Annotated in this window: 23 protein-coding genes; 10 read left to right on the top strand and 13 right to left on the bottom strand. The window is 75.7% G+C overall.

The window, feature by feature from the left end; genetic code table 11:
- Positions 1-307 precede the first annotated feature (307 nt).
- From ACIRPH_RS17245 to ACIRPH_RS17215, 7 genes are all read left to right on the top strand, one after another.
- On the top strand, positions 308-928 hold the full coding sequence (locus ACIRPH_RS17245) for a hypothetical protein (RefSeq protein ID WP_402915322.1): 621 nt from the start codon (positions 308-310) through the stop codon (positions 926-928).
- Complete coding sequence (locus tag ACIRPH_RS17240; protein ID WP_402916008.1) at positions 928-2,391, top strand: NlpC/P60 family protein; 1,464 nt, start codon at positions 928-930, stop codon at positions 2,389-2,391. The genes ACIRPH_RS17245 and ACIRPH_RS17240 overlap by 1 nt, the downstream gene beginning before the upstream one ends.
- 46 nt (positions 2,392-2,437) lie before the next feature.
- Positions 2,438-2,839, top strand: a complete 402-nt coding sequence (locus ACIRPH_RS17235; RefSeq protein WP_402915319.1) for a hypothetical protein — start codon at positions 2,438-2,440, stop codon at positions 2,837-2,839.
- Positions 2,840-3,033: 194 nt separating this feature from the next.
- Entirely contained in the window at positions 3,034-4,047 is a 1,014-nt protein-coding gene (locus tag ACIRPH_RS17230; protein ID WP_402915316.1) for an AAA family ATPase, read from the top strand.
- Positions 4,047-5,174 (top strand): DUF58 domain-containing protein, encoded by a 1,128-nt coding sequence (locus ACIRPH_RS17225; RefSeq protein WP_402915313.1) that lies wholly within the window; start codon positions 4,047-4,049, stop codon positions 5,172-5,174. Before ACIRPH_RS17230 ends, ACIRPH_RS17225 begins: the two co-directional genes overlap by 1 nt.
- On the top strand, positions 5,162-7,426 hold the full coding sequence (locus ACIRPH_RS17220) for a transglutaminase-like domain-containing protein (protein ID WP_402915311.1): 2,265 nt from the start codon (positions 5,162-5,164) through the stop codon (positions 7,424-7,426). Before ACIRPH_RS17225 ends, ACIRPH_RS17220 begins: the two co-directional genes overlap by 13 nt.
- A gap of 48 nt (positions 7,427-7,474) precedes the next feature.
- Entirely contained in the window at positions 7,475-9,538 is a 2,064-nt protein-coding gene (locus ACIRPH_RS17215; protein ID WP_402915309.1) for a protein kinase, read from the top strand.
- 97 nt (positions 9,539-9,635) lie between these two features.
- Here ACIRPH_RS17215 and ACIRPH_RS17210 read toward each other — a convergent pair whose 3' ends face one another.
- The 5 genes from ACIRPH_RS17210 to ACIRPH_RS17190 form a co-directional block, all read right to left on the bottom strand.
- Complete coding sequence (locus ACIRPH_RS17210) at positions 9,636-10,073, bottom strand: spore-associated protein (protein WP_402915306.1); 438 nt, start codon at positions 10,071-10,073, stop codon at positions 9,636-9,638.
- Positions 10,070-12,289: a fibronectin type III domain-containing protein gene (locus tag ACIRPH_RS17205; RefSeq protein WP_402915304.1), complete on the bottom strand. Its 2,220-nt coding sequence runs from the start codon at positions 12,287-12,289 to the stop codon at positions 10,070-10,072. Before ACIRPH_RS17205 ends, ACIRPH_RS17210 begins: the two co-directional genes overlap by 4 nt.
- Before the next feature lie 277 nt (positions 12,290-12,566).
- Complete coding sequence (locus ACIRPH_RS17200; RefSeq protein WP_402915301.1) at positions 12,567-14,042, bottom strand: PQQ-binding-like beta-propeller repeat protein; 1,476 nt, start codon at positions 14,040-14,042, stop codon at positions 12,567-12,569.
- 116 nt (positions 14,043-14,158) lie between these two features.
- Positions 14,159-14,779, bottom strand: coding sequence for a YigZ family protein (locus tag ACIRPH_RS17195; RefSeq protein ID WP_402915298.1), 621 nt, complete (start codon positions 14,777-14,779; stop codon positions 14,159-14,161).
- A gap of 125 nt (positions 14,780-14,904) precedes the next feature.
- Entirely contained in the window at positions 14,905-16,491 is a 1,587-nt protein-coding gene (locus tag ACIRPH_RS17190; RefSeq protein WP_402915295.1) for an SLC13 family permease, read from the bottom strand.
- A gap of 403 nt (positions 16,492-16,894) precedes the next feature.
- Here ACIRPH_RS17190 and ACIRPH_RS17185 point away from each other — a divergent pair, with 403 nt between their 5' ends.
- Positions 16,895-17,512 (top strand): superoxide dismutase family protein, encoded by a 618-nt coding sequence (locus ACIRPH_RS17185; RefSeq protein ID WP_402915292.1) that lies wholly within the window; start codon positions 16,895-16,897, stop codon positions 17,510-17,512.
- 22 nt (positions 17,513-17,534) lie between these two features.
- On the opposite strand, the gene ACIRPH_RS17180 is transcribed toward ACIRPH_RS17185, so the two are convergent.
- Both ACIRPH_RS17180 and ACIRPH_RS17175 read right to left on the bottom strand, forming a co-directional pair.
- Positions 17,535-18,254 carry a YidC/Oxa1 family membrane protein insertase gene (locus tag ACIRPH_RS17180; RefSeq protein WP_402915289.1) on the bottom strand — a complete coding sequence of 240 codons (720 nt, stop codon included), beginning with the start codon at positions 18,252-18,254 and terminating at the stop codon, positions 17,535-17,537.
- A 111-nt stretch (positions 18,255-18,365) separates the two neighbouring features.
- Positions 18,366-18,656 carry a DUF6412 domain-containing protein gene (locus ACIRPH_RS17175; RefSeq protein ID WP_402915286.1) on the bottom strand — a complete coding sequence of 97 codons (291 nt, stop codon included), beginning with the start codon at positions 18,654-18,656 and terminating at the stop codon, positions 18,366-18,368.
- Positions 18,657-18,881: 225 nt separating this feature from the next.
- Here ACIRPH_RS17175 and ACIRPH_RS17170 point away from each other — a divergent pair, with 225 nt between their 5' ends.
- Positions 18,882-19,199 (top strand): hypothetical protein, encoded by a 318-nt coding sequence (locus ACIRPH_RS17170; RefSeq protein WP_355013198.1) that lies wholly within the window; start codon positions 18,882-18,884, stop codon positions 19,197-19,199.
- A 126-nt stretch (positions 19,200-19,325) separates the two neighbouring features.
- On the opposite strand, the gene ACIRPH_RS17165 is transcribed toward ACIRPH_RS17170, so the two are convergent.
- The 4 genes from ACIRPH_RS17165 to ACIRPH_RS17150 form a co-directional block, all read right to left on the bottom strand.
- The gene (locus tag ACIRPH_RS17165) at positions 19,326-19,559 is read right to left on the bottom strand and encodes a helix-turn-helix domain-containing protein (RefSeq protein ID WP_402915283.1); all 234 of its coding nucleotides are present in this window, start codon (positions 19,557-19,559) and stop codon (positions 19,326-19,328) included.
- Complete coding sequence (locus ACIRPH_RS17160; protein WP_402915281.1) at positions 19,559-20,056, bottom strand: DUF2975 domain-containing protein; 498 nt, start codon at positions 20,054-20,056, stop codon at positions 19,559-19,561. Before ACIRPH_RS17160 ends, ACIRPH_RS17165 begins: the two co-directional genes overlap by 1 nt.
- A 411-nt stretch (positions 20,057-20,467) precedes the next feature.
- The gene (locus tag ACIRPH_RS17155; protein ID WP_402916006.1) at positions 20,468-21,412 is read right to left on the bottom strand and encodes a sugar kinase; all 945 of its coding nucleotides are present in this window, start codon (positions 21,410-21,412) and stop codon (positions 20,468-20,470) included.
- A gap of 47 nt (positions 21,413-21,459) precedes the next feature.
- On the bottom strand, positions 21,460-23,058 hold the full coding sequence (locus ACIRPH_RS17150) for an amidohydrolase family protein (RefSeq protein ID WP_402915279.1): 1,599 nt from the start codon (positions 23,056-23,058) through the stop codon (positions 21,460-21,462).
- A gap of 187 nt (positions 23,059-23,245) precedes the next feature.
- Between ACIRPH_RS17150 and ACIRPH_RS17145 the strand changes: the two genes are divergently transcribed.
- Entirely contained in the window at positions 23,246-23,626 is a 381-nt protein-coding gene (locus ACIRPH_RS17145; RefSeq protein ID WP_402915277.1) for a RidA family protein, read from the top strand.
- A 189-nt stretch (positions 23,627-23,815) separates the two neighbouring features.
- Here the strand turns inward: ACIRPH_RS17145 and ACIRPH_RS17140 are convergent, their stop codons facing one another.
- Entirely contained in the window at positions 23,816-24,502 is a 687-nt protein-coding gene (locus tag ACIRPH_RS17140) for a class I SAM-dependent methyltransferase (protein WP_402915275.1), read from the bottom strand.
- Positions 24,503-24,923: 421 nt separating this feature from the next.
- Positions 24,924-25,523 (bottom strand): TetR/AcrR family transcriptional regulator, encoded by a 600-nt coding sequence (locus ACIRPH_RS17135; RefSeq protein WP_267947662.1) that lies wholly within the window; start codon positions 25,521-25,523, stop codon positions 24,924-24,926.
- Positions 25,524-25,589: the final 66 nt, after the last annotated feature.

The raw sequence follows: 25,589 nt of genomic DNA, 5'->3' as shown, positions 1-25,589 counted from the left end.
CGAGCATTGGAAACACTGGAAAGTGAGCGAGGCCGATCTTCTTTCACGAACGCAAAAGAGCCGATCCACTCTTCTGCGTGATAAGCCTTGATCAATGCCATTGCTGCGCACCGCCGCCCCGGAGGTCTCGACCTTTTTCCAGGAAAGAATCCGCAGCTCCCGGACCGAAACGTTATCGAACATCACCCTTCGTGACCCCCCTGTCGCACCTGCCCCATTGCGCTCCCGGTGCGCTCCCTGTACGCATGGGTGCATCTGTCCGCCCTCACGACTGGTGGGTTCCCATGATCAGAACAGCGTGTCCGTCATGAGCGACTTCGCCGGCGGTTCGCGGGAGAAGACGATCGTGTTCGGGATCCTCGCCGTCCTGGTCGTCGCCCTGGTCGTCCTCGCGCAGCAGCTGCTCTCCGGTCCGGACGACGGGGAGGCCGCGCCCCCGTCGGAGGCGTCCGCCGGGGCCGGGGGGAACGGGGGCGGAGGGGAGCCCGTCGGCGACGTCATGGCGCTGATGCCGTATTCGGAGGCCGAACTGGAGGCCGGGGCGGAGACGGCCCGGGCCTTCGTCGCCGCCTACAGCGAGGTGGACCCCGGGGAGAGCGACGACGAGCGCCTCGCCCGCCTCTCCCCCCTGCTCTCCGAGGACTTCTTCGGCGCCGTCGAGGAGTTCGTGCTCAGCACGCCCAACAGCGGGGCCTCCCGGGGGACCCCCCGGCGCGTCACCGCGGAGGCGACGGCCACGGCGATCCGCAACGTCGGCTCCGGATCGGTCATCGTCGAGGTGGAGGCGCGGTTCATGACGGAGACCGGCGACGACGGCGGGGCCGCGCCGGCGTCGTACGCGGTCACCGTGGTACCCGAGGGCGAGGGCTGGTCGGTCTACGCCTTCCAGGACGCGGCGGTCGGGAACATCGCCGAGGAGGGCGCGTGATGGGCGCCTCGGGCGGCGCCGTCGGGGCCCTGTGGGCGCGGGCCCGCGCCTTCCTCCTCCCCCGGCGCGGACGCGGCGGGGACCGCGGAAGCGCGACCGCGCGCGTGGGCGGGGGAGCCACGGCGCTCGCGGTCATGGGGGGCATCGCCTACGCCGCCACCGTGTGCGGCCCGGCGGGCGGGGCCACGCCGAGCAGCGCCGACGGGGGCGGCTCGTCGGGGGGCGTCGTCCAGGCGTCCGCGAACACGTCGAGCGAGACGATCGGCATCAGCGCGCACGGGGAGCCGGGGTCCTCGCGGAAGACCGTCCGGGTCGACATCCCCGACAACGTCCTGCGCGCGCACCGCATGGCGGCCGAGGCCTACGGCCTTCCCTGGGAGCTCATGGCCGCGATCGGCGCGATCGAGACCCAGAACGGCCAGTACGTCTCGACGGACCCCAACTGGCACTCCGGCCTCCGGGAGGGTGAGCGCAACCCCTACGGCGCCGCCGGGATCGTCCAGTTCGGCGTCCAGGACCTGCGGACCGGGCAGGTCGGCGGCCGGCTCGGCAGCGCGGGCAACTCGTGGGGCGGCAAACCGAAGGAGGCGGTCGAGGACCGCCGCTTCCACTACGCGGTGGGCGAGATGCCGGGCAACCCGACCTACTTCGGGATCGACGGCAACGACGACGGCATGGTCAACGTCTGGGACCCGTGGGACAACATCGCCTCGGGGGCCTTCCGGATCGCCTACTACGCCGACCAGGCGGAGAAGAGGGGGTCGGGCTCCGTCTGCGGGAGCGGCCGTGCGGACCTGACCCCGATCGAGTGCACGGTCTACAAGCACAACCCCGCCCGGTGGTACGTGGCGCAGGTGCTGGAGGTGGCCGAGTACTACAGCGGCTCCGGCCTCGCCCCGAGGTCCCCGTCCCTCGAACTCCAGCAGGTCTCCTCGGCCTCGGGGCAGGGGCGGGACTGCGAGGAGCAGGGCGGCGGCGCGACCCGGGCCGCGTTCCTGGGCGACGTCGGCGAGGAGCACCGGACCGCGGTGGAGTTCGCCAGGCGGCAGATCGGCAAGCCCTACGTGTGGGGCGCCCGGGGGCCCGACTCCTTCGACTGCTCGGGGCTCACCCAGGCCGCGTGGCGCGCAGCGGGGGTGACGATCCCCTGGGTGACGACGACGCAGTGGGACCCGGACAACGCCGAGTACCGAGGGGGGACGGCCCGGCGCGTCCTGGAGGGGGACCTGGACGTCTCCGCCCTCCAGCCCGGCGACCTCCTCCTTTTCCACACCAGCCCGAGGTACGCGAGCCCGTCGCACGTCGGCATCTACTCCGGCGGGGGCCGCATGATCCACGCCGCGAACCCGAGCAAGCCGATCGAGGAGGTGTCGATCGACTCCGAGTACTACCGCTCCTCCTTCGTGGGGGCGGTCCGGATCAGCCCCGACTCCGCCGGCGGCGAGGACAGCTTCGCGGCGTGACGGCCCGTCACCGCGTTCCACGAACCCATCGAGAGGATGATCCACCATGGTCGCACCTATCGTCGTCGCCCTCGGAGGCGCAGCGCTGCGCACAGGGGTGCAGCGGCTCGGCGGCGCCGTCGCCTCCCGCGGCGGGGCCTGGCTCGCCGCGCGAGGCGGCTGGAAGGGCCTGTTGAAGGCGGGCGCCAAGGGCGTCGGGGCCTTCTCCCTGGGCGCCCTCAAGTTCGGGGCGAAGGCCGGGCTCCAGGGCCTCGGGGCCCTCGGCGGCCTGGCCGCGGGGGCCGCCTCCGGCGTCATGGGCGCGGCCGGCGCCGCGGTGGGCGGCGCCACCGGCCTGCTCTCCGCCCTGGCGGGGGCCTTCGAGATCGCGGGCTCCGGACAGAGCTACGGCATGTCGGGACCGATGCTGCGAGGAAAGGGCAGGGGCGCCACACCGCTCCATGCCTGACTCCGCCCTCCCCGGACCGCTCCCCCGGGAGCGGTCCGCACCATCGGTGCCGTTTCGTGCGGTTTCGCCGTGATCGCGCTATCTTCACGCCGGTGAGCGCCTGCCCCGAGTGCTCCCTCCGAGACGCCTCCCCGCCGCCGTGAACGGCGGCGGCGCTCCACCCCCAGCACTTCACGCGGAAAGACGCCCTCTCCATGAACACCCACGTCTCTCCCCCCGCGGACGCCCCCCTGACCTCCGACGACGCGGTCATCCGCGCCGACGAGTTCGACGGCATCGCCGCCTCCGTCGAGGCAGCGGTCCTGGGCAAGTCCGACGTCGTACGCCTGGCCCTGGTCGCGATGCTCACCCAGGGCCACATCCTGCTGGAGGACGTCCCCGGCACCGGCAAGACCACCCTGGCCCGCGCCATCGCCGCGAGCGCGAACGGCGACTGGCGGCGCATCCAGTTCACCCCGGACCTCCTGCCCTCCGACATCAGCGGCGTCACGGTCTTCCACCAGGGGACCCGCGAGTTCGAGTTCCGTCCCGGCCCCGTGTTCGCCAACGTCGTCATCGCCGACGAGATCAACCGGGCCTCGCCCAAGACCCAGTCCGCCCTTCTGGAGGTCATGGAGGAGCGGGCGGTCACCGTGGACGGCGTCCAGCACGTCGTCCCCTCCCCCTTCCTCGTCGTGGCGACGCAGAACCCCGTGGAGATGTCGGGCACGTACCGCCTGCCCGAGGCCCAGCTGGATCGGTTCCTCATGCGCCTCACCCTCGGCTACGCCGACCCGGCGTCCGAGCTCGCGATCATCCGGGGCGACCGGCTCGTCACGCCCGAGGACCTGGAGCCGACCGTCGACGCCGAGCGGATGGCCGCCATGGGGCGCGACGCGCGGCGGGTGTTCGTCCACGACTCCGTCTACGAGTACGTGCTCCGGGTCGCCCACGCCACACGCGACCACCGGGAGCTGAGCGTGGGCCTGTCGACCAGGTCGACGGTGGCCATGGCGAGGACGGCCCGCATGCTCGCGCTCGTCTCGGGCCGCCCCTTCGTGGAGCCCGAGGACGTCAAGCTCCTGGCCCAGCCGGTCTGGGCCCACCGCCTGGTCCTGTCCCCGGAGGCCGCGGTCGGCGGGCGCACCGGGGCCGACGTCCTGGAGGGGATCCTCCGCGAGACCCCCGCGCCGTCCCCGGGCGCGGCCGGGGCCCCGGCGGTCCGCTGATGCCGACCGTCCGGGGGTGGCTCGTCGCCGGGGCGGGCCTGCTCCTCCTCGCGGTGGGCGTCGCGTCCCAGTACCAGGAGCTGGCCCTGCTCGGCGGCGTGGCCGTGACAGCGGTCGCCGCGGCGTCGATCGTGGTGGGGCGTCCGGCCGCCGTGGCGGTCCGGCGCTCGCTCCCCTCCCCTCGCACCTCGCCGGGGTCCGACCTGCGCGTGCGCCTGGAGATGCGCAACCCCGGCCGGCGCTCCGTCGGCGTGGTCGAGCCCGTGCGCGGCCACGGGGGCGAGCGGCCGGTCCGGCTGCCGTCCCTGGGAGCGCGCGCCACGGGCGGGGCCGAGTACCGCGTCCGGGCGACCCGGCGCGGGGTGGTCTCGCTCGGCCCCCTCCGGGTCGGGCGCGCGGACCCGCTGGGGCTCGCCGCGGTGTACCGGGAGTCCGGCGGCGCCGACCGGGTGTGGGTCCACCCCCGGTGGGAGCGCCTGCGCACCGTCCCGGTCGGCCGGGTGGCCGACCCGGAGGGCACGGCCGACGGCGCCCCGGCGGGCGCGCAGACCTTCCACTCGCTGCGCGACTACGTGCCCGGCGACGACCTGCGGCTGGTCCACTGGCGCAGCTCCGCGCGGCTGGACAGGCTCGTCGTGCGCGAGTACATCGACACCTCGCAGCCGCGCCTCCACGTCATCGTCGACGACCGGCCGACGGCCGGGGGCGAGGAGCGGCTGGACGAGGTGGCGAGCGCGGCCGCCTCGGTGCTGGCGACCGCGGTGCAGGCGTCGCTCCACTGCGAGGTGGGCCTGGTGAGCGGTCGGGGGCGCGACAGCACCGGAGGGCTGCCCCCGCTGCTCGACCTCCTGGCCGAGGCGCGTCCGGCGCCGGACGCCGACCTCGCGCAGGCCCTCCGCCTGGCCCGGACCCGGCCCTCCGGGGACACGGCCGTCCTGGTCAGCGGCGCGCTCACCACCGCCGACCTGCGGTCCTTCGGAGAGCTCGGGCACCACTACTCGGCCCTGGTCGCCGTGACCGTCGGCACGGAGGACCGGCCGGGCGTGCCCGCTCCGGTCACCCTGCTCGCCGCCGGCGACGCGGCGGGGTTCGTCGAACGCTGGAACGAGACGTCATGGCCACGCTGACCCCGCAGCGCCCCCCGGGCACCGCGCCCGCCCCCGGGCGGGGACCCGGCACTCCTCTCCGCTCCGTCCTGGCCCCCCTCGGGCTGGTCATGGCCGCCGCGGCGGGGGGCGTCGCCCTCGCCCCCGGTTACGCCGCCCCTGCGCCGGTCTACGCGGTGCTGCCCCTCTGCGCCCTGCTCTCCGTCGCCGTGACCCTGGCGGCGCGGGCCCGCCTGTCCCCGCTCGCCGGGGTCCTCGTCGGCCTCCCCCTGCCCCTCGCGGGCGTGGTGGTGTGCGCGGCCCGGCTGCCCGGCCAGGGGACGGGCGTGCTGGGAGGGACCGTGGAGGCCCTCCTCCACTCCGGGGCGCGCATCCTGACGAGTGCGGCGCCCACCCCCCTGAACGCGGACACCCTGACGCTGCCGCTCCTGGCCACGTGGATCACCGGCGTCGCGTCGGTGCTGCTCTGGCAGGGGAGCAGGCCCGCACTGGCCGTCCTCCCCGGGCTCCTGGCGCTCGTCGGCGCCGTCGTCCTGAACGGCCCGGTGGCTCCGCCGGGTTTCCCCTCCGTCGGCCTGGTCGCGGTCGCCGCGGTCCTGCTCATGGCGGCGTCCTCCGACGACCGGACCGCCGCGCGGGCGCGCGCCGGGTCCGGGGACCTGCGGATCGAGGTCGACGAGGCGGAGGCGCAGACCCTCGGACGGCTCGGTCGGACCCTGGTGACAGCGGTCACGGCGGCGCTGGCGGCCGCCGCCACGGTGTTCGGCGGCCCCGTCCTCCTCGCCCCCTGGGAGGCGGACCCGGGCGACCCGCGCGAGACCGTGCGGCCGCCCCTCGCGCCGGAGGCCGCCCTCAACCCTCTCGGCTACCTCGCGGCCTGGGCCGCCGAACCGGACGACCCACTGCTCACCGTCCGCTCCGAGGAGCCGGTGGACCTGCGGTGGGTCGCCCTCGCGGAGTTCACCGGGACCACGTGGCTGCCCGAGGGCGGCTACCGCGCCGCCGGCGAGGTGCTGCCCGACCCGGTGCCGCCGCCCCCGCACGCCACCGGGGTCAGCGCGGAGATCTCGGTCGGCGACGACCTGCCGGGCGGATGGGCGCCGGTCGTCGGGGTCCCGCGGCGGGTCGGGCTCCAGCCCCTGGGCTACGACGCCGTCTCGGGGACGGTGGTGAGCGCGGACGGCGGCATCGCGGGCGCGCGCTACGAGGTCACCGGCGACGTGGCGGACTGGAGGGCGGCCGAACTCGCGGACGCGTCCGTTCCGGCCGACGCGGTCTTCGACCGCTACCGCGAGCTGCCCCCGGGGGCGCCGCCGGTCCTGAACGACGTGGCGGCGGCCGTCGCCGGGCAGGGGTCTCCGTACGAGCGCGCCGTCCACCTCTCGGAGTACCTGCGCGAGTCCCACTACTTCTCGGCGCGGACGCCCGGGGGCCACGGCTACGCCAACGTGGCGGACATGCTGGCCCCGCCGGGGCAGCAGGGCGGCGGCGGGACCTCCGAGCAGTTCGCGAGCGCGTTCGCCATGCTCGCCCGCGCGGCGGGCCTGCCGAGCCGCGTCGTCGTGGGGTTCGGCTCCGGCTCCGACGAGGGGGACGGCGTGCGCACGGTGCTGACCGGTGACGCACTGGCGTGGGGCGAGGTGTACTTCGACGGCGTCGGGTGGGTGCCGTTCGCCGTCACCCCGGGGGAGGAGGGCGGGGACGACGCCGAGGGGGCCTCCTCCGGCGCGGCCGAGGGGGGGTCCCCCGAGGAGCCGGACGACGCGGACGGCGCGGACGACGGCGCCGACCCGGGCGCGCCGCCCGGGAGGGAGGCCGGTCCGGCGCCGCTGTGGCCCTTCCTGGCCACGGGGGGCCTGCTGCTCGCCGCCGCGGCCGCCGTACCGGCGCTGCGACTGGCGCGGAGCCGGTGGCGGCTGAGGCCCGGCGTCCCCGAACGGCGCGTGCTGGGCGCGTGGCGGGAGCTGCGCGACCACCTGCGCCAGTACGCGGGCGCGCCGCCGCCGGGCCACACCGTCGGCGACACCGTGGCGCTCGTCCGAGCGCTCCTGCCCGAGGAGGGGCGGGAGTGGGCGCGGGTCGACCTGCGCCGCCTCGCCGGGGCGGTCAACCGGGTCGGCTTCGCCCCGGGCGCCGGGGTCTCCGCGGCGGAGTCCGCGCACATCGTCGACGGGGTCCGCCGCCAGTCCCGCGCGCTGCGGCGCACGCTGGGCCGCGGCAGGAGGCTGGCCTGGTGGTTCGATCCCCGTCCCCTGTTCTGGCGGGCGCCGTGACGCCCGCCTCCGACCGTCGCCCGCCGCACGGCGGGGAAGGGGCGTTCCATGAGTAGTACGGGATCCGGCGGCAGCCTCGTCCCGGGGTTCCACTCCCTGGAGGTGCTGCACCGCGGCGCCTCCTCGACCGTCTACCGGGCCGTCCCGGACGCGGGCGGCGACCCGGTCGCCGTCAAGGTCCTGCGCGGCCCGGACGGCGGGGCCGAGTCCGAGCGCGCGCGCCGGCTGTCCGGCGTGCCGGGGGTGGTGCGGGTCCTCGGCCACGGTTCGACCACGTCGGGACGGCCGTTCGTGGCCATGGAGCTCCACGGGGGCGGGGACTACGGGCGGATCCTGGCGGACCGCCGTCCGCTCCCGGCGGACGAGGTCGTGCGCGTGGGCCTGGACGTGGCCGGTGCGCTGGCGGGCGTGCACGCGCTCGGCCTGCTCCACCACGCCGTGGAGCCGTCCAACGTGCTGGCGGGAGAGGGGCGCGCCGTCCTCGCGGACGCAGGCGCGGTGCTGCCCGGGGGCGCGCTCCCGCCTCCGGCCGGGCCGCGCACCGGCGCGCTGCTCCACGCCCCGCCGGAGGCGGTCCGGGGTGAACCGCCGACCGCCGCCTCCGACGTCTACCGGCTGGCCGCCACCCTGTGGGAGCTGCTGGCGGGACGGCCCCCGTTCGGTGACGGGGCGGAGGCCGCCGCCGACCCCTTCGGCTACCGGGAGCGCGTGCTCGGCGGCGGGGTGCCGGGGCCGCCGCGCCCCGGCCTGCCCGCCCCGCTGGTCGCGGCCCTCGCGCGGGCGCTCGACCGGGACCCCGGGAACCGCTACGCCGACGCGGAGGGCTTCGCCGCGGCCCTGGCCCCGGACGGCGCCGGGGCGGCGGGGGCGGCCCCCGCGGCTCCGGCGCGCGGCGGCGTCGCGGACGCGCCGGGGTCGGCGCCGCCCCCGGCTCCCCCCGTGGCGGGCCCGCCGCCGACCGCCCCCGGCGCGGTCCCCGGGCCCGGGGCCGCCTCGGCTGACGCGGGCACACCGGCGGCGGACGCCCCGCCGCGACCGCCTGCCGGAACCGGCCGGGCCTCGGGCGACGGCGCCGAGCCGTCGCACGCTCCCCCGAGGACGCGGGAGGAACCCGGCCCCGAGCGGGGGCCGGGGGCCGACACACCGGCGGCGGACGCCCCGCGGCCCGGCCGGACGGGCGCGCGCACCGTGCCGGGGTCCCCCGTGCCCGACCGGGTCCCGGGGCCGGACGCACCGGCTGCCCGCACCGCCGGCCGGGGACGGAAGGCTCCCGGTCCCGGTCCGGTGCCGGCCGCGGAACTGACGGGGGTCCCTGACGCCTCCTCCGAGTCCGGTGCCGCCGGGCGCCCCGGACGCCCGCCCGCCGACGGCCCGGCCCCTGCGGGCCCGCGCGCCCCCGGAACGGCTCCCCGGACCGACCCCGCACCGCCTCCGGGCGACGACGCCGACCCCTGGCAGGGGCTGGTGGAGTGGGAACCGCCCCGGGCCGCTCCCGCAGCGCCGCCGCCCGCCCCGGCGTTCGGGCCGGGCACGGCGTACGCGGATCCCGCCGCGCAGGCCCCGCACCGGCCCGCCACCGGCGGACCGGCCCCGGACCGCGGATCCGTCCCCCCGCCGGGGGCACGCGACGCCGGGGAACGGCGGTCCCGGCGGCTCCGCCTCGCCCAGGTGGCCGTGTCCTCGGCGGCGATCGTCGTCATCGCCCTGGGGCTGGCGGCCTTCGTGTACCCGGGGCAGGTCGCCGCGCTCCTGGCCTCCGTCGGACTCGTGGAGCCCGGGGAGGACCCGGCCCCCGCACCGGTGGACCCCTCCTCGGCCCCGCACGCCGCCGTCTCCCGGGAGTCGGCCCCCACGGACGTCGGGGTGGAGGACTCCGGCGGCGCGGTGGTCCTCACGTGGACGGACAACGCCGGGGAGGGCACGCCGCACCACGTGGTGGGCGGCCCGGCGGGCGGGGCCTACACGGCGCTCGCGGAGGCGGGACCCGGTGCGGCGCAGGCGCGGGTGACGGGCCTCGACGCCGGGGAGTACTGCTTCGTCGTCATCGCCGTCCTGAGCGCGGACGAGGTCGCGCCGTCGGAGGAGGCGTGCGCGGAGCTCGGAGCGGGGTGACCGGACGCGCCGGGGTCAGGCCCCGGGAGGGGGCGCGCCGCGGGAGCGGGCGCGCCGCGGGAGCGGGCGCGCCGGGGTCCGGCCCCCGAGGGGCCGGTCAGGCGCCGCAGTTGGTGCCGAGCCAGGTGGCCGACCGGTCCCCGACCGCCCCCGACACGTCGACGCACACGCCCTCCGCCTGGACGTAGACGGGTCCGGCGGTGCCGGAGCCCGTCCGCCACTGCGGGGCGCCCGCGCCGTCGGAGCGCCGGAGGCCGACGTCCGCGTAGCCCCCGTTGCCGACCGTCACCGCGCAGTTGTAGCCGGTCGCGCTCTCGTAGTAGAGGTAGACGCTGCCCTGCCCGTTCGGAAGGGGCTTGGGCCAGCCCGCGGCGTTCCGGCTGTAGGTCAGGGCCCCATCCGGGCTGTTCGCGTTGCACAGCGCGACGGGGTCGGCGCCCTGGGCGGCGGTGGCCGAGGACATCACCAGGACCGCGGCGGCCACGACCGCCGCGCCCGCCCAGGTCCGGCGGGCACGCTTCCGGCGGAGGCTCATCTGAACTCCTGTTCGCACCTGGACTGGCTGCTGGTACTGGAATCGGCGGCGGTCCCGTCCGCCCCCACGGCGACCACGGTGAAGGAGTAGCAGCGTCCCGTCCCCCCGCGCCCGAGGGTGTGGGAGAGCTGCCCGCCCCCGGCGGAGGACCCGGTCACCGTCACGGCCCCGAGCCCCCCGTCGCCGCGCGGCGTGATCGTGTACTCGGCCGCGCCGTCGACCTGGGTCCAGGTCACGGTCACGTTGTCCCCGGAGACCGTGTGCGAGACGCCGGACGGGGCGCCCAACCGCACCTCGGGCATCGTGAGCGGGGCGCTGTCGGTCGACGCCCCGCTCACCATGCCCTCCGTGCGGGCGGTGACCGTGAACGTGTAGGTCTCGCCGGGCGAGAGTCCCGCGACGTCCACGGACGTCTGCCCCGAGGTGCGGTCGCTGGGGTTCTCGCCGGATGCGGCCCTGGTGGCGACCAGGTAGTCGTTGGCGCCCTCGACCGCGCTCCAGGAGACGGTGGCCGTGCCGCTGCCCGAGGCCGTGGCCGTCACCTCGGCCGGGGCGTCCGGGGCCTGCGGGCCCGGCACGATCTCGGAGGTCTGGGCGGCCGGACCGGTGCCGTGGGAGTTCACCGCGCGGACCATGAACCGGTAGGCGGAGCCGTTGGCGAGGCCGGTCACCTCGGCCTCCAGCTCGTCCCCGCCGACGGTGACCCTGCCGCCCTCCCAGGTGATCCGGTACTCATCCACGGGCGCGTCCGGCGAGTAGGCCTCGGGCCAGCTCAGGAACGCGGAGCCGTCCCCGGCGGTGACGGACACGGGCGTGGGCGCGCCGGGCGCCTCCCCCGCGTCGGGTTCCCCGTCCGGGGCGGGGTCCGGCTCGCCGGCCCCCGCGGGGGTGGGGTCCGACGCGGGCGCGGACGGCCCCTCGGACTCCGGGCTCCCGGCGCCGGGTTCGGGGGTGGCGCCCCCGGTCTCCGGCCGCTCCCCGGCGTTCCCGCCCGGCAGGGGCTGCGGTGCGGGGGCCCCGCCGTCCGCGTCCCCCGGGCCGGGCGGCGGATCGGCCTTGTCGACGACGGTGGCCCCGCCGTCCGGGTCGACGATCGCGGCCACCCCGGTATGGGGGGAGTTGATGTACAGGCGTCCCTCCCGGACCTCCAGCTCCAGGGGGCCCTCGGCCCCGGGCAGGGAGACGGGGTTGAGCTCGGCGCCCTGCGCGTCGAAGACGCGGACCGTCCCCTCCTCGGGGAACGGCACGTAGACGCGGCCCTCGTAGGCGGTCGCCGTGCCCCCGCCGTCGCCCGCCGGGAAGTGCCCGATCCCGGCGGACCCGGCCGGATCGGTGACGGTGAGGACCTCGCCGGTCCCGGGGAGCGTCACGGCGACGACGTCGCCGTGGGTGCGGACGGGCATCTCCGCGCCCTCCAGCTCCACGGGGACCTCCGTGGCCACGGGGTCGCCGTCGCCGCGCACGGCCACCACCCGCCCGCCCCCGGGGTCGGTCACGAGGGCGCCGTCGTCGAGGACGGTCATGGCGATCCCGGTCCCGGGCTCCGCCACCGCCAGCGTCTCCGTGATGGCGGCGTCCTCGCCCTGGATCCGCACGCCGACGGCCGTGCCCTGTGTGGGCACGCCGAGCCAGAGGGTGTCGGTGCCGTCGAACGCGCCGCCGGTCAGGGGCGCGGGGATGTTGAGGGTGGCCCCGGTCGGTTGGAGGGTGGCCGGATCGACGGCCTTGACCTCGCCCGTGGCGCGGTCGATCACCGCCGCGGTGTCCTCCCCCAGGACGAGCCCGAAGTCGCCCCCGCGCCCGAGCTCCAGCACGCCGGAGTACCCCATGCGCCGGAGGTCGACCGAGGTCACCTTGCCGGTGGCGGGGTCGTAGAGCAGGAGGTACTCGTCGTTCTGGACGACCTGGACGTCCACGCCGGCGGCCTCGGGCAGGGACGCCACGAGGTCGACCGCGGCGTTGTTCCCGTTGACCCGTACGGCCTCGCCGACGGGGCTGGTCCACAGCCAGACGGTGCCGTCGGACATCTCGTCGGCGCGACCGACGGCCCCGGTCCCGAGGACGGAGCTGACGACGGCCGCCGCCAGGAGCGTGACGGTGATCCCGGAGGCGTGGGAGCGGGTGCGCTCGCCGACCGCCCGCGCCCAGCGCCGCAGGGGGGCGGCTCGGGGAGCCGACGGCGCGGGCGCCGCCGGGTCGGAGGAGGGGTCCACCATGCTTGGCTCCCGTTTGCGAGTGGCTCACCATCCCGTCGGCCGGCGGGGGCCGGAGGCGTCGACGGGGGGTTCGGCGCGGATCAGGGGCCGGGGAGAGGATGAAGGCAGAGAATGTCTACCAGGGCACCGACAGCGCAGTCAATGTCGTTCCGTGGTGTTCCGCGCGGTCACCGGCGCCGGGCCCCTTCCGGGCGCGCGGCCCCGCGAAGCGCCCCTCCGGGCGGCGGCCTCCCGCCGCCCGTGCGCCCCGCCCCTCCGGCCGGCGCGCCCGGCCGGGTCAGCCCCCGTCGCCGGGGGAGGCGGACGGGTCCGCGTCCTGCTCCGGGTCGTCCGCCGGCGCCTCGGAGGGGTCCTCCCCCGGCGGAGGGCCGTACACGAAGCGCTGCCGGTCGTGGACGAGGATCGCGTACCCGTCCTCGGTGACCGCCTCCACGTACGCCGAGAGGTCGTCGTCCACCACGTCCATGGTGACGGCGTCGAGCACCAGCTGCTCGTCCGCGCCGGTGCTGCCCCGGGAGTCGCCGTAGACCAGTCCGTCGAAGGCGAAGGCCGGGGAGATCGACCCGGCCTCCTCCTCCAGCCCCCAGAGGACCTCTCCCCCGGCGAGGTCGACGGCGACCGTCGTGGCCTCCCCGCTCGCCTGGGGCAACAGGAGGACGCCGGTGGAGGCGTCGTACAGGTTGCCGACGGTCCCGGCCGGGTCGAACGCGCCCGCGGCGGGGTTGGCGCCCGGCTCCTCCAGGGTCCACAGCAGGTCCCCGGTGGCGGGGTCGTGGGCGGAGAGCGTGGAGGGGGCCTCGGGCTGGGCCCAGCGCAGGAGCACGACCGCCTCGTCCGCGCGGTCCTCCCCTGCTTCCCCGTCCGCCCCGCCGTCCGTGGGGCCGGCCCCGCCGCCCTCCTCCTGGCCGGGCAGCGGGTAGACGCCCATCACCTGCGGCGGGAGGACGGGCCCGGAGGCGTCCAGGCCGGCGTCCTCCCCGTCGACCGTCCACAGCTCCTCGCCCGCCGTGTCGGCGGCCACGGAGCGCGCCTGGAGCGAGGGGCCGCCGGACGCGAGCACCACCATGTCGCCGCGGGCGGCGACGGGCACGCCCAAGCCGGGTCCCCCCGCGCCGCCGTCCCCGTCGGCGCCGTCACCGTCGGGCTCCTCGGTCTCCTCGGTCTCCTCGGGTTCGGCGAACTCGTACGACCACAGCTCCTCGCCGTCGGCGTCGAGCAGCGTGAACTCGCCGTGGGGCTCCTCGGCGCTCCACCCCTCGGGGCGTCGCACCGCCAGTCCGTCGAGGTAGGTATCACCCTCCTCCCGGGGCTCCCACACCGGTTCGCCGCGGGAGTCCAGGACGAACGGGACCCCGTCCGCGTCCGCCATCGACAGGACCCGGGCGCCGTCGGCGGCGGAGTCGAAGCCCCGGAAGCGGGCCTCGCCCTCCCAGAGGGTGTCGCCGGTCGCCGCGTCGTGCAGGAGGTGGCGGTCCTCGCCGCCGGAGCTGATGAGGAAGGACTCGCCGACCGGGCTGATCCGCACGCCGAGGGGGTCGTCGAGGATGTCGTGGGCCTCCGCGGAGTCGCCGTGCAGGTACCGCAGGACCTCGCCCTCGACCCCGGGCGGCGCCTCACCCCCGAACGAGGTCGGGACCGGGGCGGGCTCCGCCTCGGGGGCGGGCGCGGGAGGTTCCGGCTCGCCGGTACAGCCGGCCGCCAGCAGCGCCGCGAGGCCGCAGGTGAGGGCCTGGGGCACCCGTGAGCTGCGCATGGACGGTTTCTCCCAGGGGACGACGACGTATACGGCAAATCCTAAGCTGCCCCGTCGTCCGCCGATACACGTGGACCGCCACTGTTACGGCCACGTGAACGTGGCGTCCGGCGGGATCAGGGCTCGACCTCGACGACGGTGGCGCCTCTCACCTCGAACTCGGCCCGGCCCCCGGTCATCTCGGCCAGGCGGAGGCCGAAGCCGTCCAGGTCGGACTCGGGGAGGGCCACCTCGATGCGGACCCGGTCCTCGTAGGCGACCCCGCGCACGGTCAGCGACGAGTCGCGCAGGTCGCTCTCCAGGCGTCCGCCGAGCACGTAGTCGGCGAACACGTCCACGAGGAGCAGGCGTCGGCGTTCCAGGACCCCGACCGCGTCCACGGCGGCGGACACGGCGCCGCCGTAGGCCCGGATGAGCCCCCCGGCGCCGAGCTTGGTCCCGCCGAAGTAGCGGGTGACCACGGCCACGGTGTCGGTGAGTCCGCGGTGGCGGAGCACCTCCAGCATGGGCACGCCCGCGGTGCCCGCCGGTTCGCCGTCGTCGCTGGAGCGCTGCACGCCGCCGTCCTCGCCGAGCACGTACGCGGTGCAGTTGTGGGAGGCGTTCCAGTGCTCCTTGCGCCGTTCGGCGATGAAGGCGCGGGCGGCGTCCTCGCCGTCCGCCCTGGCCAGGGCGCAGACGAACCGGGACCTCTTGATCTCCAGCTCGTGCTCGCCGTCGCGTCTGATCGTTCGCATGTCGCCTGTTCGGCAGGGGTCGTGGTCCGCGACCAGTGTCCCATCCCGCCGCGGCCCCGCCCGCCCGGAGGGCGCGGGGCCGCGGCGGACGCCGGGGCCGGGTCGTGCCGGGCCCCGGCGGCCCGTCAGGCGCCGAAGACCCACATGACGGTCGTGTACATGCTCAGCATGATCAGGACCAGTGCGACGACGTTGAGCAGGACGCCCGCCTTCACCATCTGGCCGATCCGGATGTGGCCGGTGCCGAACACGATGGCGTTGGGCGGCGTGGCCACCGGCAGCATGAACGCCATGGACGCGGCGAGGGCGGCCGGGACGACCAGGGTCATGATGGGCAGGCCCAGTCCCAGCGCGACGCCGGCCATCACGGGAATGAAGATGGAGGCGGTGGCGGTGTTGCTCGTGAGTTCGGTGAGCAGCAGCACGATGGCGGCCACGATCAGCACGAACACCCAGCCGGGCACGTCACCGAGGTCCGCGACCAGGTCGCCGATCCACAGGCTCAGGCCGCTGGAGCCGAACTGGCCCGAGAGGCTGAGCCCGCCCCCGAACAGCAGCAGCACGCCCCAGGGCAGCTTGCTCGCCTGCTCCCAGTCGATGGCGCGGACCCCGCGGGCCCCGTCCACGGGCACGATGAACAGCACGATGGCGGCGGCGATGGCGATCCCGCCGTCGGTGACGGAGGCGAGCCACGGCAGCGCGGCGCTCACCGCCGCGTTGTCCGCGAGGAACGGCACCGTGACCCAGGCGACGGCGGTGGCGACGAACACGGCCAGCACGGTCCACTCGCCGCGCGTCATGGGCCCCATCTCGCGCAGCTCCCGGCGGATGTGCTCCCGGGCCTCGCCCATGTCCCCCGCCGCCGGCGGGTAGACGACCTTGGTGAGCAGGAGCCAGCAGACGACGAGGAAGACGGCGGCGAGCGGCGCCCCGACCAGCATCCACTGGCCGAAGCCGATGTGGATGTCGTGCTCCTGCGCCAGGTACCCGGCCATCAGGGCGTTGGGCGGGGTCCCGATCAGGGTGGCCACCGAGCCGATGGACGAGGCGTAGGCGATGCCGAGCATGAGCGCGGTGGCGAAGTTCGGGTCGGCCTTGCCGCCGCGCAGCTGGGCGACCAGGCCGATGACCGCGAGGCCGATGGGCAGCATCATCATGGCGGTCGCGGTGTTGGAGACCCACATGGTGATGAAGCCGGTGGCGAGCATGAACCCGCCGATGATGGTGACGGGCCCGCTGCCGACGGCGGCCACGATCGCCAGGGCCACGCGCCGGTGCAGGTTCCAGCGCTGCATGGCCAGGGCGATGATGAACCCGCCCATGAACAGGAAGATGATCTCGTTGGCGTAGGGGGCGGTGACGTCCCCGATCGGCACGCCGTCCAGGAGCACCGGGAAGAGGGCGAGGGGGAGGAGGGCCGTGGCGGGGAGGGGAAGCGCCTCGGTCATCCACCAGACGGCCATGACGACGGCCACGGCGGCGACGATCGCTGCGTTGGAGGAGACCTCGCCCTCGGGGACCATCACCCCGTCGCCCCCGTCGACGGGGAGGGCGATGCCGGGCATGGCGAGGTAGGCGGCGAGGCCGAGGACGGGGCCCAGGAGGAGGCCGACGACCTTGCGGACGACGGTGCGCCGGCTGTCGGTCGCGTTCTCGTCGTCGGTGGGGGATGCTGGCGACGTCCGGGGGGACGCGCCGGGTTCACTGCTCACGGATGAGTCCTCCGATTCTTGCTCTTGTTGTGACGACAGTCTCATACTGTCCATTTCGGGACAAACAAACCCGACTCCGACCTGCACCGGCGCCCGCCGGGCGTGGGCCGGGGAGCGCCCCGGCCCCTGGGCGACCGCCCCCGCGGGCCCTTGGCGCGCCGGGACGCACACCCCCGGAAGGCGCCCCCGGCCCCGCCGCGGCCTCCCGGCGGTACGATCCCCACTGTCGAGGGGGCCGGAAGGCGTCTCGGCCTGGTGCGCGAGAACGGCCCCTCCCCCGCGGCCCTCACACTCAGGACGGCCTTCCCACCCCCGACGCATCACGTTCCGCACAGCTGGTCATACCTTTGTCACCTTGGGTAATGTTGCGGGCGACCGTCGAGAACACACCGGGAGTTCCGTCATGCGCACGTCACCGCTCACCATCGGCCTGGCCCTGACCGCGATCCTCGCCACCGGGTGTGCGCAGGAGGGGACCGGGACCAACGGGGGATCGGCCACCTCGGAGCCGCCCGTCTCCCAGCCGACCGCCTCCCCCAGCGTGACGGCGTCCATCTTCATGCTGCCGGCCGAGGGGGTGGGGGCCGTCACCTACGACGAGGACGCCGTGCCCGAGGGGGCGACCTCCGACGTGCAGGTCCGCGTCCAGGACGGCCAGACGCACGTGCAGTTCACGGGCACCAGCCTGGAGGCCGACCGCGAGTTCGGCGCCCACGTGCACACCCGGCCCTGCGGCGAGCGGCCCGAGGACGCGGGCCCGCACTACCAGAACGAGCCCGACCCGGCGGCGACCGAGGACGAACCCTCCTCCGACCCCGCCTACGCCAACCCCGAGAACGAGGTCTGGCTCGACTTCACCACCGACGAGGGCGGCAGCGCCCAGTCCACCGCCACCGTCGACTGGGAGTTCCGCGACGGGGAGGCCCGGTCCCTGGTCCTGCACGAGCAGCACACCATGACCGGGCACGGCGAGGCGGGCACCGCCGGGGACCGCCTCGCCTGCGTCACCGTCGAGTTCTGACCCGCGAGGCGCGGGCCGGCCGTCAGTCCGGGAGCAGGCGGCGCAGCAGGAGCCGCTCCCCCAGGGCCCACGCCGTCGAGGTCAGCAGGTAGAGGACCGCGGCGAGCGGCACGAACGCGGCGATCACGACGGTCGTGTACTGCATGTAGGTGAGCGGGCCGGTGATCTGCGGCATCCCGGGGCTGACCGCCGCGTTCGCCCGCATCACGGGAAGCATCAGGTAGCGGCGGTTGGCCCACGCCACGAGCGCGATGAGACCGATCAGGACCGCGAACACCGGGGCCACCACGAGGCCGTCGGCGCTCGACGCGAGCGTCGCGCCCAGCCCGACGCCGCCGAACGTGTGCGCCAGCATCGGGTCCGCCGTCGCCCCCGCCCCGATGAACACGCCGTAGAGGGCGATGACCACGGGCATCTGGGCGAGGGCGGGCAGGCAGCCGGCGAACGGCGAGGCGCCCTCCTCGCCGTACACCCTGCGCTGCTCGGCGACGAGCCTCTCGGGGTCGTCCCGGTGCTTCGCGGTGATCTCCGCCAGACGCGGGGCGATACGCGCCCGCGTCTTCTCCGCGCGGACCTGCATCACCCCCAGCGGGACGAGCAGGAGGCGGACGACGACGGTCAGCGCCACCACCGCGAGCCCGGTGGCCAGGCCCCCGGTGAGCGGGGTGAGCAGGGTGGTCAACGCGGCGAGGATCGCCGAGAGCAGGGTCATGCCGGCCGCGATCGGCCCGAAGCTGTACAAGGTGGGTCGGCCCTTCGTCTGGGGTGGGAGACAGACGTCAGGCCGCTCGGACCGCGCCCGGGGGCGCGGGCACACGCGTGGAACGGTCGTCGTACGGGTGTGCCGTGACGGTCAGCGAGCGGCCGGGAGGGCCGCGCCGGGAGCCCTGGGACGGGGCCGTCCGGCCGCGTCGGGGTCCCTGAGGGTGAGCACGGGAAGGCGTGCCGACCTGCGGCGCATCGCGTGCGCGGCGCCCGTGGCGGTGTCGCCGGCGGGCCACGGCGCGGTGCCGTGGAGGACGAACAGGGCGATGGCCGCGCCGACGGCGGCGACCAGCAGCACCAGGGAGCCGGGCGCGGGCAGGAGCTCGGAGGGCACGAAGCCGACCATGAGGAACTCGAAGAACGCGAGCAGGAGCCCCATACCGGCCTCCTTCCCCGTTTTCGCCGCACATGCCGGTCGGGACGCATCCTATCCGCGGCGGTACGGTCCGACAACGTCCCGGGGCGGGCCCGAGAAATCCGCCGACACTCCGCCGGGGCTCCTCACCTTTCGCGGGGCCCTGTAGCTAAATGACACGGAGTAACCATCTCCGCACTCGCCAGGCGCCGTCGTGCCCGTGCGAACCCGGTCGAAAAGGGGAGTCCCGTGCCGATCCGCCCTGCGAACCTCGCCACCATGTCCGCCACCATCGCCGGAGCGATCGCCGGGCTGTCGAGCAGGGACGACCAGGCGCCCCCGGTCAGAGTCACCTTCGAGTCGGGCTACCGGCAGACCGTGGAGAACGGCGGGTGCCGCACCCTCAAGACGGGGCAGGGCGGCGTCACCGAGGTCTCCACCGAGGCGAAGGTCAAGTTCGCGCTGTTCTCGGGCACGAGCTGCCAGGGCAGCCGCGCCCTGGCCTCGGGGCACGGCACGGTCACCTTCGGCGACCCGGTCCTGGCCGGGGCGATCGTCATCGGTTGAGGTCGCCCCGCCGGCGGCCGGCCCCTCGCGGGAGGGTCCGTGTGCGACCGGTCGCCGCGGACCGCCCTCCCGCCCCGCCGTGGGCGGGCGCAACGGCGCCGGGCGTCGCGGGGCCTCCGGGCCCCGCTACCCCTGGTCCGCCTCCTGCCCCTCGTCGTCGGGCACCCAGCGCAGGACGTCGCCGGGCTGGCACTCCAGCGTGCGGCAGATCGCGTCGAGGGTGGTGAACCGCACCGCCTTGGCACGGCCGTTCTTCAGCACGGCGATGTTGGCCGGCGTGATCCCGACGGCCTCGGCGAACTCCCCGACCGACATGCCGCGCCGGACGAGCAGGAGGTCCAGGTCGACGACGATCGCCATCAGACCACCGCGGAGAGCTCGGTCCGCAGGTCCGTCGCCTTGCGCAGGAGGCCGCGCATGAGGACGAGCACCATCGAGAACACGGTGCCCACGCAGGTGGTCACGAACGCCGCGCCCAGGGCGGCGAACAGGTCCATGCCGTCGTCCGGTGAGGGGATCTCGGCCACGAACAGGTGAACGGTCACCCCCGCCGTGAGCAGTGTCGCCACCACGGTGGCCCCGATGACGACGTCCACCCGGGCGAAGGCCCTCCCGTCGAAGATCGCGTCGCGCTCGACCATGCCCAGGAGGGTCCACACCGCGATGAGCGCGACCTGGACGCAGGCGACCCCGAGGATCGCCACCGTCACGTAGGGCACCTGGAGCGGTGCGTAGGGCGGGAAGAACGCGACCTCGTCGGCCGCCGCCCCGGGGATGACCACGAACTGTCCGAAGAGCCCGAGCAGAACGGCCATGGCGATCGCGGCGCGGAGGAGAAGGATGAGGTACTTGTGCATGTATCGATAATCGATTGTTTTCTATCGCAAGTCAATACCTCTCTGCCGGTTCGGAGGCCCGGGGCCCGAGGCGCGGCCGCACCGCCGGAGGTGTGTCCCCCGTGTCCCGGGACGGGGCGCTCCGGCGCCGGGGACGCGGGGACGGACGGCGGGGCCGGGGAGCCCCGGGGGTGTGCCCCGGAGGCGTTCCGGGCCCGTGTCCGCCGGGCCGCCTCTCGCCGCGCCGCCCGCACCCGGACGGCCGGACCCGGGCCGGCCTTCGCCGCCCGTCCCGTGGGAGGGGGCCCGGCGATCGGCGCGGGCGCCGGGCCGCCGGAGGCACCCGCGGACCGCGCCCCGACTCCTTCTTCGGCCTTGCGGTGAACGCACCGGATGCGCCGCTCGCGACGGGCGGCACCCGCGGACCGCGCCCTAGTCCCCCGCAGCCTCCACGGCGCGTCCGCGGATCTCCGCGAGCCCCTCGGGCAGGGCGTCCAGCGTGTCCCCGTGGGAGCGCAGGACCGCGCCGGCGACCGCGTGGCCCAGCCGCAGCCGCCGTTCGGCGGACAGCCCGTCGATCAGCCCGGACAGGAACCCGGCGGCGAAGGCGTCGCCCGCGCCGACCTCCTCCACCACCTCGACCTCCGGGGACGGCTCGAAGACCGCTCCCGCGCCCTCGAAGCACGTCGCACCGTGCTCCGCGTCCTTGACCACCAGCGTCCCGACCTCGGGCATCACCGCGCGCACGTCCTCGGCGGTCGGGGTGCCCCACAGCCGCTCCGCCTCGTCCCGGCCCACGAACACCACGTCGGCGCGGCGGGCGAGGTCGAGGAGCACGGGCGCGGCCACCCTCGCGGGCCACAGCGCGGGCCGGTGGTTGACGTCGAAGGAGCGCAGCGCACCGTCGCCCGTCCGCCGGTCGAGCAGGCGCTCGACCAGGGCCGAGGCGCGGGCGGACAGGGCCGGGGTGATCCCGGACAGGTGCACGATCCGCGCGCCCCGCGACCACACCCGGTCGGCGTCGGCGGTCGAGAGCGCGGACGCCGCCGACCCCGAGCGGTAGTAGAGGACCCCGGCGCCGCCGGGGGCCGTGTCCTTGACGTACAGGCCGGTGGGGAGCCCGGGGTCCACGACGACGCCGCGCACGTCCACGCCCCACCGGGCCACGGCGTCGGTGACGATCCTGCCGAAGGGGTCGTCGCCGACCCTGCTCACCCAGGCGGACGCGTGCCCCAGCCTGGCCAGGGCGACGGCCACGTTCGACTCGGCCCCCCCGGTGCCGACGTGGAGCCGGGTCCCGGCCCCGAGCGGCCCGGGTGAGGTCAGCACCGCCATGGTCTCGCCGACGCAGACCGCGTCGACCCCGCTCGCCGCCACTCCCGGCGCCCCTTCCGTCCCGTCCGCCTCCCGCGCGGTGTGCTCGCTCACCCCCGGTTCCTCCGAACGGACCTTCCGGGCAGGCGGTCGGTGCGGCGCCCGTCCCTGACGGTGAACTCCCCGGAGACCAGGACGTGGTGGATGCCCGCCGGCGACCGCCGGGGCTCCTCGTAGGTGGCGAGGGCGTCCACGGTGTCGGGGTCGAACACGACCAGGTCGGCGACGGCGCCGGGCCGGATGACGCCCCGGTCGCTCAGCCCGAGTCTTCGGGCGGGCCGCGAGGTCAGGTGGTGGACGCACTCCTCCAGTGTGAGGACGCCGAGATCGCGCGCGTAGTGGCCGAGGTACCGGGGGAACGTGCCCCAGCCGCGCGGGTGCGGCTTGGCGCCGACGAGGATGCCGTCGCTCCCCCCGGTGTGGGAACTGTGGCGCATGATGGTGCGGATGTTCTCCTCGTTGCCGACCTGGAGGAGGCAGCCGCTGCGCAGCCCGTCGGCGACGAGCAGGTCCATGTAGAGGTCGCCGGGCTGCTCCCCGCGCTCCTCGGCGAGGTCGGCGACGGACGACCCGACCGCCCACGACAGGGCGGGGTCCGCGACGCCGGTGACGACGATGGCCTCCCAGTCCATGGGGACGCCGTGGTTGCCGTCGGTCCCGTCGACCTCGATCTCGCGCAGGACGCGGGCGCGGGTCGGCGCGTCGCGCAGACGGTCGAGGGTGGCGGCGGTGCCGCCGGTCTGCGCCCAGCTGGGCAGCGGGGCGCCGAGGTAGGTGGCGCTCGCGCGGTAGGGGTAGCTGTCCAGGGTGACGTCGAGCCCGTGACGGACCGTGGCCTCGTCGATGGCGTCGAGGACCTCGGGGGCCCGGCCCCGGTTCTGCGGGAAGTTGACGTGGCAGTGCGCGAGGTGGAGGGCCACCTGGGCGCGGCGGGCCACGTCGAGGCACTCCCGGTAGGACTCCACGACCCTGGAGCCGTAGTTGCGGTGGTGGGGGCAGTAGTAGCCGCCCGCCGCCCTGACCGGGGCGAGCAGGGCGACGATCTCATCGTCCGTGGCGTACATGCCGGGGGTGTAGGTGAGTCCGCTGGAGAGGCCGTGCGCGCCGTCCTCCATGCCTCGGGCGACGATCGCGCGCATGCGGTCGAGTTCGTCCGGGGTGGGCGGGCGGTCCTCCCCCCCGAGCACGGCCATGCGGACGTTGCCCTGGGGGACGAGGTAGGCGGCGTTGACGGGGGCCCCGGCGTCGACGCGGTCGAGGAACTCTCCGACGGTGCGCCAGGAGTGGTCGAGGTCGGGGGCGCCGTTCCATCCGGCGAGCTGGGCGCGGAGCTCGTCCGCGGTGTCGTCGGTGACGGGGGCGTAGCCGAGGCCGTCCTGGCCCAGGACCTCCAGGGTGACGCCCTGGAGCGTCTTGGCCTCGTGCGCGGGGTCGGCGAGGACGGCCAGGTCGGAGTGGGAGTGCATGTCGATGAACCCGGGGGCGACGGCGAGCCCGGTCACGTCCACGGCGGTCCCCTGGCCGCGGGCCCCTCCGGGCGGGGCGACGCGGGTGATGCGCCCGCCGCGCAGGACGAGGTCGGCCCGCCTGGACGGCCCTCCGGTGCCGTCGATGACCCGTCCGCCGGTGAGTACGGTCTCAGGCTGCACTGTTCCTCCGTTCGGGGGCCCGGCCCCTCCGGTCCGGCGTGCCGCCGGGCTGTGACCGGTGTGACCCAAGATACGCTGCCCCGAGGGCAATTGGTAACTTTGTTGCCAATAATTCTGCCGACGACCGCCTGCGATCCTGTACGAGCAACGGCGCGCGCACGCGCCACCCGACCAGAGGAGTTCCCCGATGTCCAAGAAGGCGATCCGTACCGACAAGGCCCCCGCTCCCGCCGGCGCGTACAGCCAGGGTGTCGTGGCGGGCGGGTTCCTGTACACGGCGGGCTTCGGCCCCCAGGACCCCGAGACCGGCCAGGTGGCGCCGACCGTGGGCGAGCAGACCGCCCAGGTCCTGGCCAACGTCTCCGCCGTGCTCGCCGAGCAGGGGCTGACCCTGGACGACGTCGTCAAGGCGACCGTCCACCTGGAGAACCTCAAGGCGGACTTCCCCGAGTTCAACGCCGTCTACGAGGAGCACTTCTCCGCCCCCTACCCCGTGCGCACGACCGTGGGCTCCGACCTGGCGAACATCCTCGTCGAGATCGACGTCGTCGCCAAGCTCCGCGACTGACCCGTCCCGCCGGGCCGCTCCCCCGCCCGGGGCGCGGCCCGGCGGCGCGGCGGCGGGGGCGCGGCCAGGAGGGCCGGGGCCCGGCCGGGGCGCGCACCGGCTCCACCGCACCCGCCGTGCACAGCGCGACCGCGACGGCCTGGGCCGTCGCGGTCAGGGCCGCCGCCCGGGGGCGGCCCGAGGGCCGGGTCAGGGCTCCCGGCGGGCCCGGAACACCAGGTCGTGGGTCGTGTAGGTCACGCCTTCGAGGGTCTGCTCCCCTCGGCGGGCCTCGTCGACCAGCACGGTCCACCCGCTCTCCGACAGGACGGCGGCCAGCTCGTCGCCGGTGTAGAACATCTCCGCGACGGGCGGGCGCGGGACACCGTCCTCCAGGTCGCGGGGGTGGTGCGCGACGATCAGGAGTTCTCCCCCCGGCACGACGGACGCGGCGAGCCCCGCGACCAGGCGGGAGCGCGCGTCCGGGGGCAGGTGCATGTACTGCGCCGACACCAGGTCGAACGCGTCGGCGGGCGGCGTCCACGCGGTGATGTCGGCCTGGCGCCAGGCGATCCTCCCCGCGACGTCCGGACCGTGCTCCGCCGCGTGGGCGGCGGCCCGCTCCAGCGCCACCCGCGAGATGTCGACCGCGGTCACCTCCCACCCGCGTTCGGCCAGCCAGACGGCGTCCGCGCCCTCGCCGCTGCCGACGTCCAGCGCCCTTCCGGCCGCCAGCCCCTCCGCCTCCGCCACCAGGTGGCGGTTGGGGTCGCCGCTCCAGATCGCGGGGGCCGCGGCGTACCGCTCGTCCCAGTCCTGGGCGGTCACCGGCACACTGGGAGTCCCCGTGCCGATCCCGTGTCCGTGCCCCGTGTGTTCGTGGTTCATGTCGACCACCTCCGCCACCACTCTTCACGCCCGGGGCGCCGCATCCGAAATCCTTTGCCGAAACGGCAAAGCGCGTGTCGGCGTTCGCGCGGAAGGGGCACGGCCCCGGGAACCGCCGTTCCCGGGAAGGGCGGGGACCGCGCGCAGGACGGCGGACGCTTGCGCGCACGGGGACCGGATCCGCGGACGTGCTCCCCTCCACGGGGGAGGGCCCGGGGCCGGACGCCCCGGGTGCGCGCGGACGCCGACCCCGGCCGCGCTCCGGTCCTGGGACGTGTTCCGCGGATGCCGTCCGTCGCGAGCGGCGCATCCGATGCGTTCATCGCAAGGCCGACGAAGGGGTCGGGGCGGGGTCCTGTCGACGGAGGAGAACGCCGCGAGGGCCGTGCCGGGGAGACGCGCAGCAGGGCGCGTGTCCGCGGAACACGCCCTACGCGCCGGGGTCGCCGAAGTCCTCCAGGCACAGGTCCAGCAGGGCCTGGATCCGCGCCGTGAGCCGTTCGCGGTCGAGCGCCCGCAGCGCGGTCGCGCCCTCCACCAACCGCACCCGGCTCAGCCCCAGCATGACCGCCGCCACCAGCGACGCGTGCGACCGCTCCCCCTCCCCGCCCAGGTAGGCGGACAGCGGGTCGATCATCGCCGTGGTGATCCGCCCCTGGTAGACCGCCTGGAGGTCGGGGTCCCCGGCCGAGTCGTCGAGGGCGCGCTGGAGAGCGGTGCCCTCGCCGTGGAGGCGGCTCACCGCGTGCTCGGCGAGGCGGCGGGTGAGGGTTCCGTGGTCCCCCTCGATCAGTCCGGGGAAGACGCCGTCCTCGCGCAGGATCTCGGTCAGGAGCCCGCGCTTGGCCCCGAAGTAGCGGTTGATCAGGGCGACGTTGACGCCCGCGTGGGAGGCGATCATCCGCGAGGAGACGGAACCGTATCCCTCATCGGTGAACAGTTCCCGGGCACTGGCGAGGATGCGCGCCCTCGTCGCCTCCCGGCCGCGCGTCGGCCCGGCACCGCTTCCGGTTTCGTCCGGACGGTCCATCTGCACACCCCTCGGCGGCCGCGTTGTGGCTTTCAGGATTCCAGGTTGGCACCTCCGAAGTCCCCG

The organism is Nocardiopsis sp. NPDC101807, from assembly GCF_044766605.1.
Lineage (GTDB): Bacteria > Actinomycetota > Actinomycetes > Streptosporangiales > Streptosporangiaceae > Nocardiopsis > Nocardiopsis tropica.
Note: the sequence above shows the minus strand (reverse complement) of the source record. Positions and strands in the feature narration are given on the sequence as shown.